The sequence below is a fragment of the Mesorhizobium sp. L103C119B0 genome (genome assembly GCF_000502235.1).
GTDB lineage: Bacteria > Pseudomonadota > Alphaproteobacteria > Rhizobiales > Rhizobiaceae > Mesorhizobium.
Genome location: NZ_AYXE01000002.1, coordinates 355,224 through 371,268 on the forward strand (window position 1 = coordinate 355,224; position 16,045 = coordinate 371,268).

Annotated in this window: 14 protein-coding genes, 1 pseudogene and 1 riboswitch; of the genes and pseudogenes, 11 read left to right on the forward strand and 4 right to left on the reverse strand. The window is 63.3% G+C overall.

All coding sequences use genetic code 11. From position 1 onward, the window contains the following. Positions 1–30 precede the first annotated feature (30 nt). The 10 genes and pseudogenes from X728_RS0134070 (at position 31) to X728_RS1000000171290 (ending at position 9,349) form a co-directional block, all read left to right on the forward strand. Positions 31–1,552: pseudogene (locus tag X728_RS0134070) on the forward strand (type II and III secretion system protein family protein). Positions 1,553–1,556: 4 nt separating this feature from the next. Beyond that, a complete protein-coding gene (locus tag X728_RS162030) occupies positions 1,557–1,823 on the forward strand; it encodes a hypothetical protein (RefSeq protein ID WP_023667602.1) in 267 nt (88 codons plus the stop codon). A gap of 45 nt (positions 1,824–1,868) precedes the next feature. After that, positions 1,869–3,083 carry a response regulator gene (locus X728_RS162025; RefSeq protein ID WP_023667601.1) on the forward strand — a complete coding sequence of 405 codons (1,215 nt, stop codon included), beginning with the start codon at positions 1,869–1,871 and terminating at the stop codon, positions 3,081–3,083. Next, positions 3,080–4,501 carry a CpaF family protein gene (locus X728_RS162020; RefSeq protein ID WP_023830640.1) on the forward strand — a complete coding sequence of 474 codons (1,422 nt, stop codon included), beginning with the start codon at positions 3,080–3,082 and terminating at the stop codon, positions 4,499–4,501. The genes X728_RS162025 and X728_RS162020 overlap by 4 nt, the downstream gene beginning before the upstream one ends. Positions 4,502–4,505: 4 nt before the next feature. Next, entirely contained in the window at positions 4,506–5,471 is a 966-nt protein-coding gene (locus tag X728_RS162015) for a type II secretion system F family protein (RefSeq protein ID WP_023688292.1), read from the forward strand. A 1-nt stretch (position 5,472) separates the two neighbouring features. Then, complete coding sequence (locus tag X728_RS162010) at positions 5,473–6,438, forward strand: type II secretion system F family protein (protein WP_023725707.1); 966 nt, start codon at positions 5,473–5,475, stop codon at positions 6,436–6,438. Next, complete coding sequence (locus tag X728_RS162005; protein ID WP_245261854.1) at positions 6,369–7,421, forward strand: hypothetical protein; 1,053 nt, start codon at positions 6,369–6,371, stop codon at positions 7,419–7,421. Before X728_RS162010 ends, X728_RS162005 begins: the two co-directional genes overlap by 70 nt. A gap of 133 nt (positions 7,422–7,554) precedes the next feature. Further along, on the forward strand, positions 7,555–8,025 hold the full coding sequence (locus X728_RS162000; RefSeq protein ID WP_023667596.1) for a hypothetical protein: 471 nt from the start codon (positions 7,555–7,557) through the stop codon (positions 8,023–8,025). A 161-nt stretch (positions 8,026–8,186) separates the two neighbouring features. Further along, positions 8,187–9,098 carry a diguanylate cyclase gene (locus X728_RS1000000172025; protein WP_280791130.1) on the forward strand — a complete coding sequence of 304 codons (912 nt, stop codon included), beginning with the start codon at positions 8,187–8,189 and terminating at the stop codon, positions 9,096–9,098. After that, positions 8,996–9,349 carry a diguanylate cyclase gene (locus X728_RS1000000171290; RefSeq protein ID WP_280791131.1) on the forward strand — a complete coding sequence of 118 codons (354 nt, stop codon included), beginning with the start codon at positions 8,996–8,998 and terminating at the stop codon, positions 9,347–9,349. Before X728_RS1000000172025 ends, X728_RS1000000171290 begins: the two co-directional genes overlap by 103 nt. 12 nt (positions 9,350–9,361) lie before the next feature. Here X728_RS1000000171290 and gcvP read toward each other — a convergent pair whose 3' ends face one another. From gcvP to gcvT, 3 genes are read right to left on the reverse strand one after another with little or no spacing between them, the layout of a single operon-like run. Next, a complete protein-coding gene (gene gcvP / locus X728_RS161995) occupies positions 9,362–12,172 on the reverse strand; it encodes an aminomethyl-transferring glycine dehydrogenase (RefSeq protein WP_023830641.1) in 2,811 nt (936 codons plus the stop codon). 17 nt (positions 12,173–12,189) lie between these two features. Then, positions 12,190–12,558, reverse strand: a complete 369-nt coding sequence (gene gcvH, locus X728_RS161990) for a glycine cleavage system protein GcvH (RefSeq protein WP_023725711.1) — start codon at positions 12,556–12,558, stop codon at positions 12,190–12,192. 5 nt (positions 12,559–12,563) lie between these two features. Then, entirely contained in the window at positions 12,564–13,664 is a 1,101-nt protein-coding gene (gcvT, locus tag X728_RS161985) for a glycine cleavage system aminomethyltransferase GcvT (protein WP_023830642.1), read from the reverse strand. Positions 13,665–13,813: 149 nt separating this feature from the next. Next, positions 13,814–13,900, reverse strand: a riboswitch (glycine riboswitch). 199 nt (positions 13,901–14,099) lie between these two features. On the opposite strand from gcvT, the gene X728_RS161980 reads away from it, so the two are divergent. Next, positions 14,100–15,101 (forward strand): hypothetical protein, encoded by a 1,002-nt coding sequence (locus tag X728_RS161980; protein ID WP_023830643.1) that lies wholly within the window; start codon positions 14,100–14,102, stop codon positions 15,099–15,101. 151 nt (positions 15,102–15,252) lie between these two features. Here X728_RS161980 and X728_RS161975 read toward each other — a convergent pair whose 3' ends face one another. Further along, positions 15,253–16,044, reverse strand: a complete 792-nt coding sequence (locus tag X728_RS161975) for a molybdopterin-binding protein (RefSeq protein ID WP_023681588.1) — start codon at positions 16,042–16,044, stop codon at positions 15,253–15,255. Position 16,045: the final 1 nt, after the last annotated feature.

Sequence of the window (16,045 nt, forward strand, 5' to 3'; positions counted from 1 at the left end):
CCGGTGGGGACCGGGCGAGGGACGGGACAGATGTCGGGACTTCATGCATTTCGAACTACGAAAGGGCTGCGCCCAATGCGGGCGCTTGCGGTGGGGGCTTGCCTGGCCGCGGCCGCAATGCTCGGCCTCAGTGCGCCAGCCAAGGCCGACAACGATATCGTCCATGTCTCGTCGACAACGAATGCGTCGATCAAGGTAGCCAAGGGCAAGCCGAAGACGGTCATGACCAATGCCGCCTTNTGTCTCGTCGACAACGAATGCGTCGATCAAGGTAGCCAAGGGCAAGCCGAAGACGGTCATGACCAATGCCGCCTTCTACCAGATCGTCATCGGGGATCCGGAGATCGCCAACGTCAATCCGCTGACCGACAAATCCTTCTATGTGCTGGGCAACAATCTCGGCACCACCGGCATCGCGCTGTTCGACGAGAACAAGCAGTTGGTCGGCACCGTCGACATCGAGGTGACGCTGGACACCGACCAGCTGGCCAGCACCATTCGCGCCAGCGTGCCGGACGCCAAGATCAAGGTCGGCTCGGCCAATGGCCGCGTCGTGCTGTCGGGCGAGGCCGATGACGCGGTCGCCGCCGAGAAGGCAAGCAAGATCGCCAGCCGCTTCTCCGGCAATGAAGAAGTGATCAATTCGGTCAACATCTCGTCCTCGCAGCAGGTTCAGCTCAACGTCCGCTTCGTCGAGATCAATCGCCAGGCCGGACAGGATCTCGGCGCCAAATACAGCGCCAATTTCGCTTACGGCATTGGCGGGCGCGACGTCACCCTCGATCCTGGCACGGTGCCGGGAGCCGGCAATGGCGAGATCATCGGCCGGCTGCTGTCCAACGGCCTGTCGATCGACGTCGCCATCAAGGCGCTGGAGGAACGTGGTCTCGCCAGGCGGCTGGCCGAGCCGAACCTGATCGCCCGCTCGGGCCAGACGGCAAGCTTCCTCGCCGGCGGCGAGTTCCCGATCCCGGTCTCCGAGGACAATGGCAAGATTTCCGTCAGCTACAAGAAATACGGCGTCAGCCTCGACTTCACGCCGACGGTTCTCAAGGACGGGCTGGTGAGCCTCGACATCGCGCCGGAAGTGTCCTCGATCGACGCTTCGGCCTCCTACAATATCGGCAATATCTCGGTCCCGGGCTTTATCGTGCGCCGCGCCAAAACATCCGTCGACCTGAAGAATGGCCAGAGCTTCATGATCGCCGGCCTGCTGCAGTCACAGAACGACATTACCACATCGCGTCTACCCGGCCTCGGCAAGCTGCCGGTGCTCGGCTCGCTGTTCTCCTCCAAATCCTATCAGCGGCGCGAGACCGATCTGGTGATCATCGTCACCCCCTATCTGGTCAAGCCGGTCGATCCGTCGAAGAAGCTGCTCGAGCCGACCGACGGCACGCAGCCGGCCAGCAATGTCGACTATTTCCTCAACAACACCGAGGAAGTGAAATCGTCCGAAGCCAATCGTGCAGTGGCAATGGCCAGCGGCAGTACGCCACAGCCGGCCGCGGTCACCACCGTCGGGCATTTCCTCGACCTGCCGAAGGATTGAAGCCATGCGCGTGGAATCATGCATCGCCCTGCTGATCGCCGGCCTCGCCGGCGGCTGCACCAGCGACGACTATGTCCGCTCCGAGGGACCGACGATTGCCGCCGGCAACGCACAGGCCGCCAATACGGCCATGCAGATGGTCGATCCCTGGAAATACGGCGTCCAGAACACCAGGCTGCTGGTGCCGGCGCAGCGCAGTGAGGCGGCAGTCAACGCCGCCGACCAGGCTGCTGCTGCCAAGGCCGTGCAACCGACAGCGACAACCGATTGATTTGCCCCGGTGATTTGACCGGGAATGACCTGACAGGCTGACAAAATGGCAAGCGGCATCAAGACCAAGAAGATCCTGCTGGTGTCCAGCGACCGGACCTTTGCGCAGGATACGCGCACCGCGTTCGCGGCCTCGGAGGTGATCCAGCTTTCGACCGTCGAGAAGAACATTACCGAACTGCGCGGCGAGGTCCAGGAAGCCGATTTCGGCGCGCTCATCGTCGACATGGATGCGGCAAAGCTGGAAGAGATCGAGTCGCTGCAGCGCATCATGCGCCGGCTTGAAGGCCGCGTTCCGGTGGTCGTCGTCACCCAGGAATTCAACGCAGCCGCAGTGCGTATCCTGGTGCAGCTCCAGGTCGCCGATTTCCTGGTCAAGCCGATCACCACCGCCGATCTGGTGCGGTCGGTCGTGCGCGCGCTGCAAGGGCCGGGGCGCGAGGAAAACACCGAGTCGCAGATCTATACCTTCATGCCGGCCGCCGGCGGCGTCGGCACCACGACGCTGGCGCTGCAGACCGCCTTCCAGCTGCATCATTCGGTGACGCGCGGCGCGTCGACCTGCGTGGTCGACCTCAATTTCCAGCAAGGCGCCTGCGCCGAATATCTCGACCTCGAGCCGCGCTTCGACATCACCGAAATCGAGAACCAGCCCGAGCGCCTCGACCGTCAGCTGCTGGATGTGATGCTGTCCAAGCATGCGAGCGGGCTCTGCGTGCTGGCGGCGCCAACGCATCCGTCGGAAATGCGCTCGTTCAAGACCGATGTCGTGGTGCGCATGCTCGATCTCGTCTCGGCCTATTTCGATAACGTCGTCATCGACATGCCGCGCACCTGGTTTCCGTGGACGGAGACGGTGCTGCTCGGCTCCAACAAGCTCTACATCGTCGCCGAAATGACGGTGCCATGCCTGCGCCACACGCAGCGGCTGATCCAGGCGGTCTACGAGACGGCCGGCAAGGAAGTGAAGCCGAACGTCATCGTCAATCGTTTCGAGCAGAAGATGTTCGACAACGGCATCAAGCAGGCGGATGTCCAGGAAATCCTGGGCGAGCATTTCGTCGGCGGCATCTCCAACAATTACCGGCTTGTGCGTGAAGCGGTCGACCGCGGCGTGCCGCTGCATGAGATCGACCCGAACGCCAACGTCGTCAACGATCTGAAGAGGATCATCCTGCCGGAAGAAGCCGTGGTGACGCCGGAGAAATCGCGCTCGCTGTTCGGCATCGGCAGGGGCCTCCTGAAGAGGAAAGCCGGATGACCAGCCGCTTCTCGACCCTGCAGAACCGTGACGTCCGCGCGCTGAAGCCGGCCGAGGCGGCGCCGGTCGCGCATCACGCCGTGGTCATCCCGACGAGCCGCAAGGCCTTGCCGCCGAAGCCGGAGACAACACCGGGAAAAAGCGCCAACAAGGTGCTCGATGCCCGCGTGCGCATCCACCGGCTGCTGCTCGAGGAAATCAACCTGGTCGCGCTGGAGCGCCTGCCCAAGGATGAGATGCGCCGGCAGGTGCAGGAGTTCGTGTCGGAAAAGACCCGCCAGGAGCGTATGGCGATCAACACCGTCGAACTTGAAGCACTGGTCGACGACATCGTCGATGAGATGGTCGGCCTCGGGCCGCTGGAACCGCTGCTCAAGGATCCCGACATCAACGATATCCTGATCAACGGCCACCAGAACTGCTTCGTCGAAAAGCGGGGCAAGCTGCAGCAGGTCCATATCCCGTTCAAGGACGAGGCGCACCTGTTGCGCATCGTCAACAAGATCGTCGCCGCCGTCGGCCGCCGGGTCGACGAATCGCAACCGATGGTCGATGCCCGCATGCTCGACGGCTCGCGCTTCAACGCCGCCATTCGCCCGGTCGCCGTCGACGGGCCGCTGGTGTCGATCCGCAAGTTTTCAAAGAACAAGCTCGGCCTGCACAAGCTGGTCGAGTTCGGCGCCATCACCCAGAACATGGCCGAGGTGCTGGCGGCTGCAGTCCACGCCCGCAAAACGACCATCATCTCGGGCGGTACCGGCACCGGCAAGACGACGATGCTCAACGCATTGTCGGCCTTCATTCCGGAAGACGAACGGCTGATCACCATCGAGGACGCGGCCGAACTGCAGCTGCAGCAGCCGCATGTCGCGCGCATGGAAACGCGCCCCGCCAACATCGAAGGTCATGGCGAGCTGAAGCAGCGCGACCTGGTCAAGAACGCGCTGCGCATGCGCCCCGACCGCGTCATCCTCGGCGAGTGCCGCGGCGAGGAGGCCTTCGACATGCTGCAGGCGATGAACACCGGACATGAAGGCTCGATGGCGACCATCCACGCCAACACGCCGCGCGACGCCATTTCACGCCTCGAGCAGATGCTGGGCATGACCGGCATGCCGATGACGGTGCAGTCGATCCGCAGTCAGATCGCCAGCGCGCTCGACCTTATCGTCCAGCTGACGCGACTGTCGGACGGCAAGCGCAAGGTGACCAGCGTCGCCGAGGTGACCGGCATGGAAGGGGACGTCATCCAGATGCAGGAGATATTCCGCTTCGTGCGCACTGGCATGGAGGCCGACGGCAAGATCCTCGGTCACTACGAGGCGACCGGCATTCGCCCGCGTTTCCTCGAGGACCTGCGCAATATGGGCATTGAATTCCCCGGCAAATATTTCGAACCCGGCCGGCCGCAGGAGTAGCCGGGTGTTCGAGAATTTCAGCCCGATCTATGTCGTTTATGCCGCGGCAGCGCTGACCGGCATCATGATCGCCGAAGGCTGCTATCTGCTCTATGCCGGCCGCAGCGACAAGCGCCTGGCTATCAACCGGCGCATGAAGCTGCAGGAAAACAAGATCAGCCAGGAACAGGTGCTGATCCAGCTGCGCAAGGAACGCGGCCTCGATTCCGGCACGTCATTCTTCTCGCCCGACCGTTTTCGCGCGCTGCGCACGCAGTCTGGCATGGTGATGCCCTTGCCGAAATTCCTGACGATGACGACGGGCGTGGCGCTGGCGATGATGCTCGTCGCGCTCTGGTACGGCCTGCCGCTGTTGCTCGCCATTTTGCTGTTTGTGGTGCTGACAGCGCTGCTGCCGGTAATTGTGCTGCGTTCCAAGCGTGCCCGGCGGGTGAAGCGTTTCGGCGTGCAGTTGCCGGAGGCGCTGGAATTGATCACGCGCGGCTTGAAGGCCGGGCATCCGGTTCCGGTGGCGATCTCCATGGTGTCGCGCGAGATGCCCGATCCGATCGGCACCGAATTCGGCGTTATCTCCGACGAGGTGACTTATGGTTCCGACCTGGTTTCGGCGTTGAATTCACTGTTTGATCGCGTCGGCCAGGAGGATCTGCCGCTGTTCGTCACCGCGGTTTCCATCCAGACGAGTTCGGGCGGCAATCTGCGCGAGATCCTCGACGGGCTGTCGACGACGATCCGCGAACGCGGCAAGCTGCGCCGCAAGGTGCGCGCCATTTCGACCGAGGGTCGTATGTCGGCCTATATCCTGACGGCGGTGCCGGCGCTGCTGTTCGCCGCCATCATGGTGATGATGCCGCAATTTTATCAAAGCGTCTGGGATGTGCCGAAGACCTGGTATCTGCTGGGCGGTTCGGTGACATGGCTGATGCTGGGCAACATCATCATGTTCAAGATGTCGAACTTCCGGTTCTGAGATGGAGCAGGTGATCCAGTTTCTTGCCTCGCTGGCGCCGACGTCGCTGATGCCGGTAGCCGCGATGCTGCTGGCATTGGGCGGCAGCGCGGTGGCATGGCCGCTGGTGGTGGCCAAAGGCGACCGCAACGATCTCAAGCGCCGGCTCAAGATCGACGACAGCAAGACTCCCCAACAGGCCGAGGTGGCGCCGAAGAAGAACCAGAGCGTCGTGCGCGAGAAGGCGGTGAAGCGGGCGCAGGAATTCTACGCCAAGAGCGATCCGGAAAATGTCGCCCGGCTGCGTATGAAGCTGATCCAGGCGGGCTATATGGAGCCGCGCGCGGTCGGCACATTCTTCCTGATCCGCTTCGCCTGCCTGGTGGGCGCAGCGATCGGCGCGTTCCTGGTCAACCATTGGATGGGCAGCGCCGATTCCACCGCGACCAGCCGCTGGACCTTCATCATCCTGTCGGGAGCCGCCGGCTATTTCGTGCCCGGCCTGGTGCTCAGCCAAAAGGTGCGGGAAAAGATGCGCGAATACCGCAACGGCTTTCCCGACTTCATGGATTTGATGATCGTCTGCTCCGATGCCGGCATGAGCATGGAGGCCGGCATCGAGCGCGTCTCGAAGGAACTGGCCAAGACCTATCCGTCGCTGAGCCAAAACCTGCAGCTGGTGTCGCTGGAACTCAGGGCCGGCCGCAGCCTCGACGATGCATTGAAGGCGCTCGCCGACCGCCTCAGCCTGGACGAGGTGCGCTCCTTCGCCACGCTCTTGCAGCAGTCGAAGGAACTCGGCACCAGCCTCGCCGGGGCGCTGCGCGTGTTCTCTGACGAAATGCGCCACAAGCGCATGTCGTTGGCCGAGGAGAAGGCACATGCCTTGCCGGCCAAGATGTCGGTGCCGGTGGTGGTGTGCATCCTGCCGGTGGTGCTGATGATCGCCGTCATCCCGATCATCGTCAAAATGACGGCGGTTCAGTAGATACCAAGGCAGTAGATACCAAGTGGCCGCCCGGCGGCTTTCTGCGGTTACTCACTTCAACTACGCTTCGCCTGGATGTCATATCCGGCCGGTTTGGCCGCTCTCCTTCGGCAAAGTCCGCAAAAAGCAAAATGAGTGAGCCGTCCATGCGAATAGTCTTGTGCACCGCCTTCCTCGGCCTCGCCGCGGCCAGTCTGTCGCCGGCCTCGGCCGCGGCCGACGATTGCGGCGACTCTGCCGCTCTGGTGCAGCAGGCATATCCCAAGGCCCAAAAGAGTGCCGATGGCGCCTCCTTCACGCTCGAACCTCATACCAGCATCGCCCAGACGCTTTGGGATGGCGATGCGCCATTCGGCGTGGTCTGCAAGATCTGGCCCGCCCATGACGACCTGTTGTTGGTCGCCGTGCCGCTGATCGACAGCTCCCAATCCAGCGACGACGGGCATTTCGGCGATGTCGAGCTTCTGGTCGTCGACAGGAAGACCCGGCAGGTGCGCCAGCGCCTGCTCCAGCCCGGGCTGATGACCGATGATGCCGTCGGCATCCGCGAGATCGACTTCGATACCGGGCGCTACAGATTGGCGCCCGATGTCAGCGCCTTCGGCCTGCGCATCGACATGGCAAACCATTCGCAGCCGAATCCTTACAGTGAAACCGACCTGCGGCTCTATGCCCTTGACGGCGGTGCTCTGCGCCTGGTGCTCGACGGCATCATCGTGGCCGGCTTTGGCGGCGAAGGCGACACCAATTGCGCAGGATCCTTTCAATCCAACCGGGTCAGCCTGGCGATGAGCCCGGCGAGACATCACGGCTATCACGACATCACAGTGTTCGAGCGGTTGGACACCGACAATCCGTCTGTCGACAAGAATGGCGAGTGCCAGTCCCATCCCGGCAGGTCCATGAAACGAACCTACCGGCTGCGCTACGACGGCAGGCGCTATCAGTTTCCGGCGGGGCTCAAGGCGCTGGAGCCGGAATAGGCTTCGGTTGGTTAATGGCTTCTGTGCCCGAAACCAAATTTTAGGCGCGTTTCCGCACTGAAGTTTAATCGCCCTGTTGTAGTCTGCTTCCTCAGAGAACGACCCGGTAAATCGGGCGATTGGGGCCAGGGGCATGCGTCACAGAAGTTTCACGGCAATGGCCGCGCTAGCGGCGGTCTTGATGGTCGGCGGCTGCACGACCGACAACGTCGACAAGACCAAGACCACATCGATCCAACCGGTGGCAAAAGACGTCAGCACCTCCGACCTTGCGCAAGGCAAGGCGCAGTTCCGCGAGGCCAATTACGGCCTTGCCGAACAGCATTTCCGCAAGGCCGTGGAACTGAAGGCCGACAGTGCCGAGGGATGGATGGGGCTTGCCGCCTCCTATGACGAACTCGGCCGCTTCGACTTCGCCGACCGCGCCTACGACCAGCTTTTGAAGGTTGCCGGGCGCAAGCCGCAGATTGTCAACAATATGGGCTATTCGCAGCTGCTGCGCGGCAACAAGAAGAAGGCGAGGGCGCTGCTCATGGAAGCAAGGGCCGGAATGGCCGACCCGAGCGTGATCAACGCCAATCTGGCGCTGCTCAACAAGGGCTGAGACTAGGGACACTCGCGTGCCGAGCTTCGCGGGACGGCAGTCGACGCTTTGTAAACCCTGTCGGCAGCTTGCTTTGAAAACCGGCCGAAAACGGTATCTCCGGCCGGTTGCATGCCTATGATGCGCCACAAATCGATGATCCCAAAGGTTGCCGCTCATCCATGCTGGATTTCAGTTCGCTATTGCTGGCGGCTGCGCTGTCGGGCACATGCCTGAGCGTCACCATGTTTGTGATCTGGTTCACGGCGCCGCGTGGACGCTTCGTGCTGACGGTGGCGTGCGGCATTCTCGTCCTTGTCGCCCACGTCATCGTCTTCTGGCGCTACACGAGGGAGCCCAGTCCGTTGCTTTGTCAGGCAGCGTTGGCGCTGCTCAGCCTCGGTTTCCTGGCGCTTTCACTTTCGGCCATGCAATATCTTGGTGTGCGCAATTACAGCCGCGCTGTCCTGCCGGCCATGCTCGCGATCGCTGTCTGCGCCGGCGTGACCTATCTCGGTTTCGATGGTGTCGGCTTCATCCTCACCTATACGACGGTAACAGTGCTGCTCGCCTCGATCGGGGTGATGTTCTGGATCAAGGGCGGTCAGGATCGCGGCATTCTGCTGGTCTTTTCGGCGCTAAGCGGCGTCTGCGGCGTATCCTTCGGGCTCTGCGGCGCCGTGCTTCTGGTCAAGGGCCAGTGGGTGCTCGGCGTCGCACCCGACAATTGGGCCGAGCGGTTGAATTCGGTCGTGGCGGTCGCCTGCATGACGGCTCTCGGCGCGCTGACGCTGTCGCTGCATCATCTGCAGGCACAGATCGAACTGAAGGCCGAGACCCTGACCGACCCGTTGACCGGTCTGATGAACCGGCGGGCTTTGAACTCGCTCTATCGCGAGCGCGTCTTCGGCCCGTTCATGTCGGTCGCCATGTTCGACCTCGACCACTTCAAGCGAACCAACGATGTCTATGGCCATCCCGTCGGCATCGGGTGCTCTGCCGTTTCGCCCCAGTCATCAAGAAGTATGACAGGGTTGGCGTCGACGCCTTCCGGCTGGGCGGCGAGGAGTTCGCGTTGGTCATGTCTCGGATGACCGAAGACAAGGCCTACGATTTCGCCAGCAGGACCGGCGTCGCCTTCGGCACGGAAGTGGTGCCGACGCCGCGCGGGCCGTTGCGCAGCAGCGTCAGCGGCGGCATTGGCTTTGGCAAGGAAGACGGCAGCAGCCTGGATGAAGTGCTGGCCGAGGCCGACCGGGCGCTCTACGCGGCCAAGAACGCCGGGCGAAATCGCGTGCTTGTCCTCAACGGCAAAGCCGACGGACCGGCCCTGCGCTCAGCCTGACAGGCCAGAGTGTTATTCGGCGGCGCCGAGATATTCCGACAGCGGCGGGCAGGAGCAGACGAGGTTGCGGTCGCCGGCGACATTGTCGATGCGCGAGACCGGCGGCCAGTATTTGGCCGCTGTATCGACATCGCCGGCGGGGTAGGCCGCTTCCAGCCGCGAATAGGGGTGGGTCCACTGGCCGGCAAGGGTTTCGGCCGCCGTGTGCGGGGCATTGACCAGCGGGTTGTCCTCGAGCGGCCATTCACCCTTCGCCACTTTCGCTGCCTCGCCGGCAATGGCGATCATCGCCTCGCAGAACCGGTCGAGTTCGCGCTTGGGCTCGGATTCGGTCGGCTCGACCATCAGCGTGCCGGCGACAGGGAACGACATGGTCGGCGCGTGAAAACCGTAATCGATCAGCCGCTTGGCGATATCGTCGACGCTGATGCCAGCGCTCTCCTTGAGCACGCGCGTGTCGAGGATGCATTCATGCGCGATGCGATCGTGCCTGCCTTTGTAGAGAAGCGGGAAGTGCGGCGCGAGCCGCGTCGCCACATAATTGGCCGAGATGATCGCCGTCTCCGTCGCCTGCTTCAGGCCGGCGGCGCCCATCATGCGGATGTACATCCAGGTGATCGGCAGGATGGAAGCGCTGCCGAACGGGGCAGCGGACACGGCATGCGCCGAATCTTCGGTGACATGACCCGGCAGATAGGGTTTCAGATGCGCCCTGACGCCGATCGGACCGACGCCCGGACCGCCGCCGCCATGCGGGATGCAGAAGGTCTTGTGCAGGTTCATGTGGCAGACATCGGCGCCGATATCGGCGGGCCGCGCCAAAGCAACCAGGGCGTTAAGGTTGGCGCCGTCGAAATAGACCTGGCCGCCATGCTCGTGAATGAGAGCGCACAGGTGGCGCGCGCCTTCTTCGTAGACGCCGTGCGTCGAGGGATAGGTGAACATCAGGGCTGCGAGATTCTTCGAATGCTCGTTGGCCTTGGCCCGCATATCGTCCATGTCGATATTGCCGTCCTCCAGGCAACGCACGACGACGACGCTCATGCCGGCCATCGCCGCACTCGCGGGATTGGTGCCATGCGCGGACTGGGGGATCAGGCAGATGGTGCGATGGCCTTCGCCACGCGAACGGTGAAAGGCGCGGATGGCGAGCAGGCCGGCATATTCGCCTTGGCTGCCGGCATTGGGCTGCAGGCTGACGGCGTCGAAGCCGGTGATCTCCGCCAGCCAGCCTTCCAGCTCGCCGACCATGGCGCGATAGCCGGCCGAATGGCTGGCCGGCGCGAAGGGATGGAGGTTGGCGACAACAGGCCAGCTGACCGGCATCATTTCGGCCGCCGCGTTGAGCTTCATGGTGCAGGAGCCCAACGGGATCATGGTGCGGTCGAGCGCCAAATCCTTGTCGGCTAGCCTGCGCAGCAGGCGCATCATGTCGGTCTCGGAGTGGTTTTCGCGGAAAACCGGCTGGGTCAGAAACTCCTTGCCGCGCGGCTTGCCGGGCATCGCGCCGGCCTCAGTAGCGCCGGACTTGGCGCCGAACAGGGCGGCGATAGCCTCGAGATCCGCCTCGGTCGAGGTTTCGTCGAAGGCGATGCCGATGCGGTCGGCATCGACGACGCGCAGCAGCCGGCCACCTTTTTCAGCGGCAGCGGCGATCGAAGCTGCCTTGCCCTTCACTTCGGCCGTCACCGTGTCGAAACGGCTTGAGCCGAGCACGGAAACACCAGCGGTTTTCAGGCCTGCTGCGAGGCCGTTGGCGAGCTCATGAATTCGGGCTGCGATCGCCTGCAAACCAGTGGGCCCGTGCCAGATCGCGTATGCGGTCGCCATGTTGGCAAGCAGCGCCTGCGCGGTGCAGATGTTGGAGGTCGCCTTGTCGCGGCGGATATGCTGTTCGCGCGTCTGCAGGGCGAGGCGATAGCCGGGACGGCCTTTGCTGTCTATCGACTGCCCGACGAGGCGGCCGGGCATCAGCCGGGTCAGCTTGTCGGAGACGGCGCAATAGGCGGCGTGCGGGCCGCCAAAGCCCATCGGCACGCCAAAGCGCTGCATCGCGCCGACGGCGATGTCGGCGCCAAGCCTGGCCGGCGCGTCGGTCAGCGTGAGACCAAGCGGATCGGCGATGAAGACGACCACGGCGCCGGTGGCGCGAGCCTTCTCGATCGCCGCCTTGTGGTCGCCATAGACGCCAAACGTGTCCGGCCAGGAGACCAGCAGGGCGGCGGTGTTGTCGTCGATGGTCTCGCCATCGATCTCGATGCCGAGCGGCTCGGCGCGGGTGCGCACGACGTCCAGCGTCTGCGGATGCGGCGTGCCGGCCAGCGCTACCTTGGTGCGCTTGTCGCGATGATGGCGCAGCGCGATGCCGACCGCTTCGGCCACCGCCGTCGCTTCGTCGAGCAGGGAAGCCGAAGCCACCGGCAGGCCGGTCAATTCGGTGACCAGGGTCTGGAAGTTGAACAGCATTTCCAGGCGGCCCTGGCTGATCTCGGCCTGGTAGGGCGTATAGGCGGTGTACCAGGCCGGGTTCTCGAACAGGTTGCGCTGGATGACCGGCGGCACGTGGACGCCGTGATAGCCGGCGCCGATGAAGCTCTTCAGCACCGTGTTTTTTGCCATGATCGCCGACAATTCGGCCAGCGCTTCGGCTTCGCTCGCCGGCGCGGGAAGGGTCAGCGGCAGATCGAGGCGGATCGACTGCGGCACAGCCTGGCTGATCAGCGTCTCGACAGAGGGAACGCCGATCACGGCAAGCATGGCTCTGACATCGTTTACATCAGGACCGATGTGGCGGGCCGAGAAGGGGGTAAGTGCTGCGCTCATGGCAATAGGTCCTGATATCAACCGATATGGGCTTTGTAGGCGGCCTCATCCATGAGGCCTGCGAGTTGGCCTTCGTCGGCGAGCATCATCTTCCACAGCCAGCCGTCGCCGGTCGCAGCGGAGTTGACCAGCGACGGGTCCGAGGACAGCGCGCCGTTGGCGTCGGTGATCTCGCCATCAACCGGCGCATAAACATCGGATGCCGCCTTGACGGATTCGACGACCACGGCGGTGTCGCCCTTACTGAGTTTGGTGCCGATTTGAGGCAGTTCGACGAAGACGAGATCGCCAAGCTGTTCCTGCGCATAGTCGGTTATCCCGACGGTGGCGATGCCTCCCTCGACGCTCAGCCATTCGTGATCTTGTGTGAAATAGGTTTTTGCCATCGGAATTATCCTTTGCGGTAGCGATGAGGAGTGAAGGGCAAGGAACTGATATCGACCGGGATTTTCGTCCCGCGAACGTCGGCGAACAGTTTCGTGCCCGGCTTGGCCAAGGCCGTTGACACATAGCCCATGGCGACGGGATGGCCGGCCGACGGGCCGAAGCCGCCTGATGTCACGTAGCCGGCCGGATCGCCGTCGGCATCGAACAAAGCAGCGCCGGCGCGCACCGGCTGGCGGCCGTCCGGCTTCAGGCCGACGCGCTTTTGCGACGGCCCGCGCTCCAGGATGGACCGCAGCGCATCGGCGCCGATGAAGGACCCGCCGGCGCGGAGATCTTTGGGGATCGCCCACATCAGGCCGGCACTCGCCGGATCGATCTCCGGCGTGATGTCCTGGCCGTGCAGGCACAGGCCGGCCTCCAACCGCAGCGAGTCGCGGGCAGCAAGGCCGATCCACAACACACGCTCGTCCTCGAGCAGTTTCGTGACCAGAGCGCGCGCATCCGCCTCCGGCAGGCCGATCTCGAAGCCGTCCTCGCCGGTGTAGCCGGAGCGGCTCATGAACCAGTTTTGCTTCGGCTCGATGCCATGCATGAACAAGAGCGAGCCGGTCTCGATGCCGGCGCGGGACAAGGCAGCCCAGGCTTCGGGCCCCTGGATCGCCAGGAAGACGCGATCGAGCGCATCGACCTTCACGTCGAAATCGGTCGCCAGCGCACGCAAATGCTTCTCGTCCTCGACCGCATTCCCGGCGTTGGCGACCACCATGAAGCGCTCGGCGACGAGCCGGGTGACGATCAGATCGTCGATGATCCCGGCGACCTCGTTGAGGAAGAAGGTATATTTGGACTGTGAAATCTCAAGCGCGCCGGCATCGAGCGGACTGGCGCGGTTGAGCAGTGCCGCAGCGCCCGGTCCGCTGATCTCGAACAGCTTCATATGCGAAATGTCGAACAGGCCGGCATGTTCGCGGGTGTGAAGGTGCTCCTTCATCACGCCGGCCGGATAGGTCAGCGGCATCGACCAGCCCGCAAAGGCGCCAAGGCGTGCGCCGGCGGCGGTGTGCAGATCTTCGAGAGGAAGGTGTTTGGTGTCGTCGCCCGTCATGTCATCTCCAGAGTCGCACGCAATCGGCCGCTGCTGGCGACCAGTCCGTGCCCCTCTGTCTGAAGCCTGAGAGACTCGCGCAACCGGAACTCTGTCGGCGACGCTTACACCTTCGGCGCGGGGGCAAGCCCCGACTTTCCAGAGTGTCTTTCCCGTCTACGGTTCTTTTGCCTGAGAGATTTCGGGCGATTTCCCCTTCGGCGGCAGCTCGCGCTGCTCTCTCCCGCAAACAGGTAGGACTCAAAACTTAAGCCCTCGACGCGCCATCCATAGCTTGTCGGCGACACCTTGTCACCTGCCAGCGACACGTAAAGCGAGTCGTCTTTACAGTCTTCGCTAACCACGCCGTTTGCCGGTTTTTCAAGACAATGGCGATATTCTGGGCTGACGGTTTGGCCGGCAATTGCGTTGGGCACGGCGGATGGGGATTGACAGATGGGCGAACGGATCGGGAGCGCGCCGGTGGCGGGGCTGGCCTCGAAGGACCGCATCACGGCGGAAGATGTCGTCATGCTGCGTCGCGAAGTGTTCGCCGACGGCGTGGTGACGCGCGGCGAGGCTGAAGCACTGTTCGCGCTCGATGCGACAGCGACGGACAAATGCCCGCAATGGCCTGAATTCTTCGTCGAGGCCGTTACCGACTACATCGTCCACCAGGAAAAGCCGGCAGGCTATATCTCTGAAGACAATGCCGGTTGGCTGATCCAGACCATCTCGCGCGACGGAATGGTCGACAGTGTGACCGAACTGGAGCTGCTGGTGCATGTGCTGGAAAGGGCGAAATCATCGCCCGGCCGGCTCTCCGCCTATGCGCTCGAGCAGGTCGCCAACGCGGTGGTCGACGGCAAGGGACCACTGATGCTCGGCGGCGCGCTGGTTCCCGGGCTGGTCGCCAAGGCAGAGGTCGATCTGTTGCGCCGCATTCTCCATGCCTATGGCGGCGACGGTAACATCGCCATCACACGGGTTGAGGCCGAGGTGCTGTTCCAGATCAACGAGCAGACCGCAGCGGCCCACAACGACCCGTCCTGGAACGACCTGTTCGTCAAGGCGCTCGCCAATTTCGTCATGTGTTCGGCCGGCTACGAAGCGCCGACGCGCGATGTGGCGCTGCGTCGTGACAGTTTCTTGGACCAGGTCGAGCCCGAAATTGGTGGCTTCTTCAGCCGCATGGTGTCGGGCGGACTGGCCGGCATCATGGAAGCCTATCGTTCGCCCGGCTATATCGAGGCCGAATGGGAGTCGAAGAACCGTGCCGCCGAGGCACTCGCGCGCCGCGCCGAGACGATCGACGCCAGCGAGGCGAAATGGCTGGCCGATCGCATCGGCACCGACCGCCCGCTGCGTGACAATGAACGCGCGCTGCTGACGCTGATCAAACTCGCCTCGCCGGAGATACATCCGGCGCTCAAGCCACTGCTCGACAAGGTTGCTTAAGCCGCGCCGTTTTCTGCGACCGTTTTGCAGAGGACGATATTGGAGTGTCTTCAGGCCAATCGCCAAGTTCGGCCACGCGCTCGAAACCGGCTTCCTCAGGCAAGCTCGGTTCGGTCGGAGTCAGATCGTGCTCGGTCAGAATGCGAGGCCATCAAATCCCGCCATACCAGTCATAGCCATTGTCTTCCCAATAGCCGCCGCGGCCGCCGCCGATATTGGCAAAACTGTCGACGAGCTCGATCTTGTAGAGATACTTCGGCATCTTGTAGCCGAGCTGTCGTTCGACGCGCACGCGCAGCGGCGCGCCGTTTTCGACCGGCAGCGGCTTGCCGTTGAGGCCGTAGGCGAGGATCGTCTGCGGGTGGCGGGCATCGATCAGGTCGATGGTGCCGTAATATTTGATTTCCCCGGAGAGGCTGCGATCGATCGTATCGAGGCAGTGGAACATGACATAGCGGGCCTGCGGCTTGACCACAGCCTGGTCGAGCACCAGCGACAGCGGGGTGCCGGTCCATTTGGCGATGCAGCTCCAGCCTTCGACACAGTCGTGGCGGGTGATCTGCGTGCGGCTCGGCATGTTCTCCAACTGCTCGCGGCTGAGCGACAGCGGCTTTTCGACCAGGCCCGTTACCTCCAGCCGCCAGTCGGCGAAATTGTTGGCGAGCAGGCCCTTGTAGGTGTCATCGTCGGGCGCGGTGACGCCGTTCGGCCGCTGCGGCTGGCGGATGTCGGCCTCGGTGAATTCCGGCGCCAGAGCATCGCGGCCGGCAAGCCAGCGTTGCGCGCGGTAGGTCAGGCCATTGGCGTTTTCGAGGAAACTGCGCAGGCCATCGCCCATGCCGAGCTGGCTGTCGAAGGCATCGCAGCCCGACAACATGATGCCGGAAACGCCGAGGCCGGCGCCCGTCAGGAACTTTCGGCGGCTGATCTGGAATTTGGCCATC

Bases quoted from the DNA above. Each gene is read 5' to 3' on its own strand.
- X728_RS162030 (WP_023667602.1), top strand. From the start codon at position 1,557: ATGCGCGTGGAATCATGCATCGCCCTGCTGATCGCCGGCCTCGCCGGC.
- X728_RS162025 (WP_023667601.1), top strand. From the start codon at position 1,869: ATGGCAAGCGGCATCAAGACCAAGAAGATCCTGCTGGTGTCCAGCGAC.
- X728_RS162020 (WP_023830640.1), top strand. From the start codon at position 3,080: ATGACCAGCCGCTTCTCGACCCTGCAGAACCGTGACGTCCGCGCGCTG.
- X728_RS162010 (WP_023725707.1), top strand. From the start codon at position 5,473: ATGGAGCAGGTGATCCAGTTTCTTGCCTCGCTGGCGCCGACGTCGCTG.
- X728_RS162000 (WP_023667596.1), top strand. From the start codon at position 7,555: ATGCGTCACAGAAGTTTCACGGCAATGGCCGCGCTAGCGGCGGTCTTG.
- X728_RS1000000172025 (WP_280791130.1), top strand. From the start codon at position 8,187: ATGCTGGATTTCAGTTCGCTATTGCTGGCGGCTGCGCTGTCGGGCACA.
- gcvP (WP_023830641.1), bottom strand. From the start codon at position 12,172: ATGAGCGCAGCACTTACCCCCTTCTCGGCCCGCCACATCGGTCCTGAT.
- gcvH (WP_023725711.1), bottom strand. From the start codon at position 12,558: ATGGCAAAAACCTATTTCACACAAGATCACGAATGGCTGAGCGTCGAG.
- gcvT (WP_023830642.1), bottom strand. From the start codon at position 13,664: ATGACGGGCGACGACACCAAACACCTTCCTCTCGAAGATCTGCACACC.
- X728_RS161980 (WP_023830643.1), top strand. From the start codon at position 14,100: ATGGGCGAACGGATCGGGAGCGCGCCGGTGGCGGGGCTGGCCTCGAAG.
- X728_RS161975 (WP_023681588.1), bottom strand. From the start codon at position 16,044: ATGGCCAAATTCCAGATCAGCCGCCGAAAGTTCCTGACGGGCGCCGGC.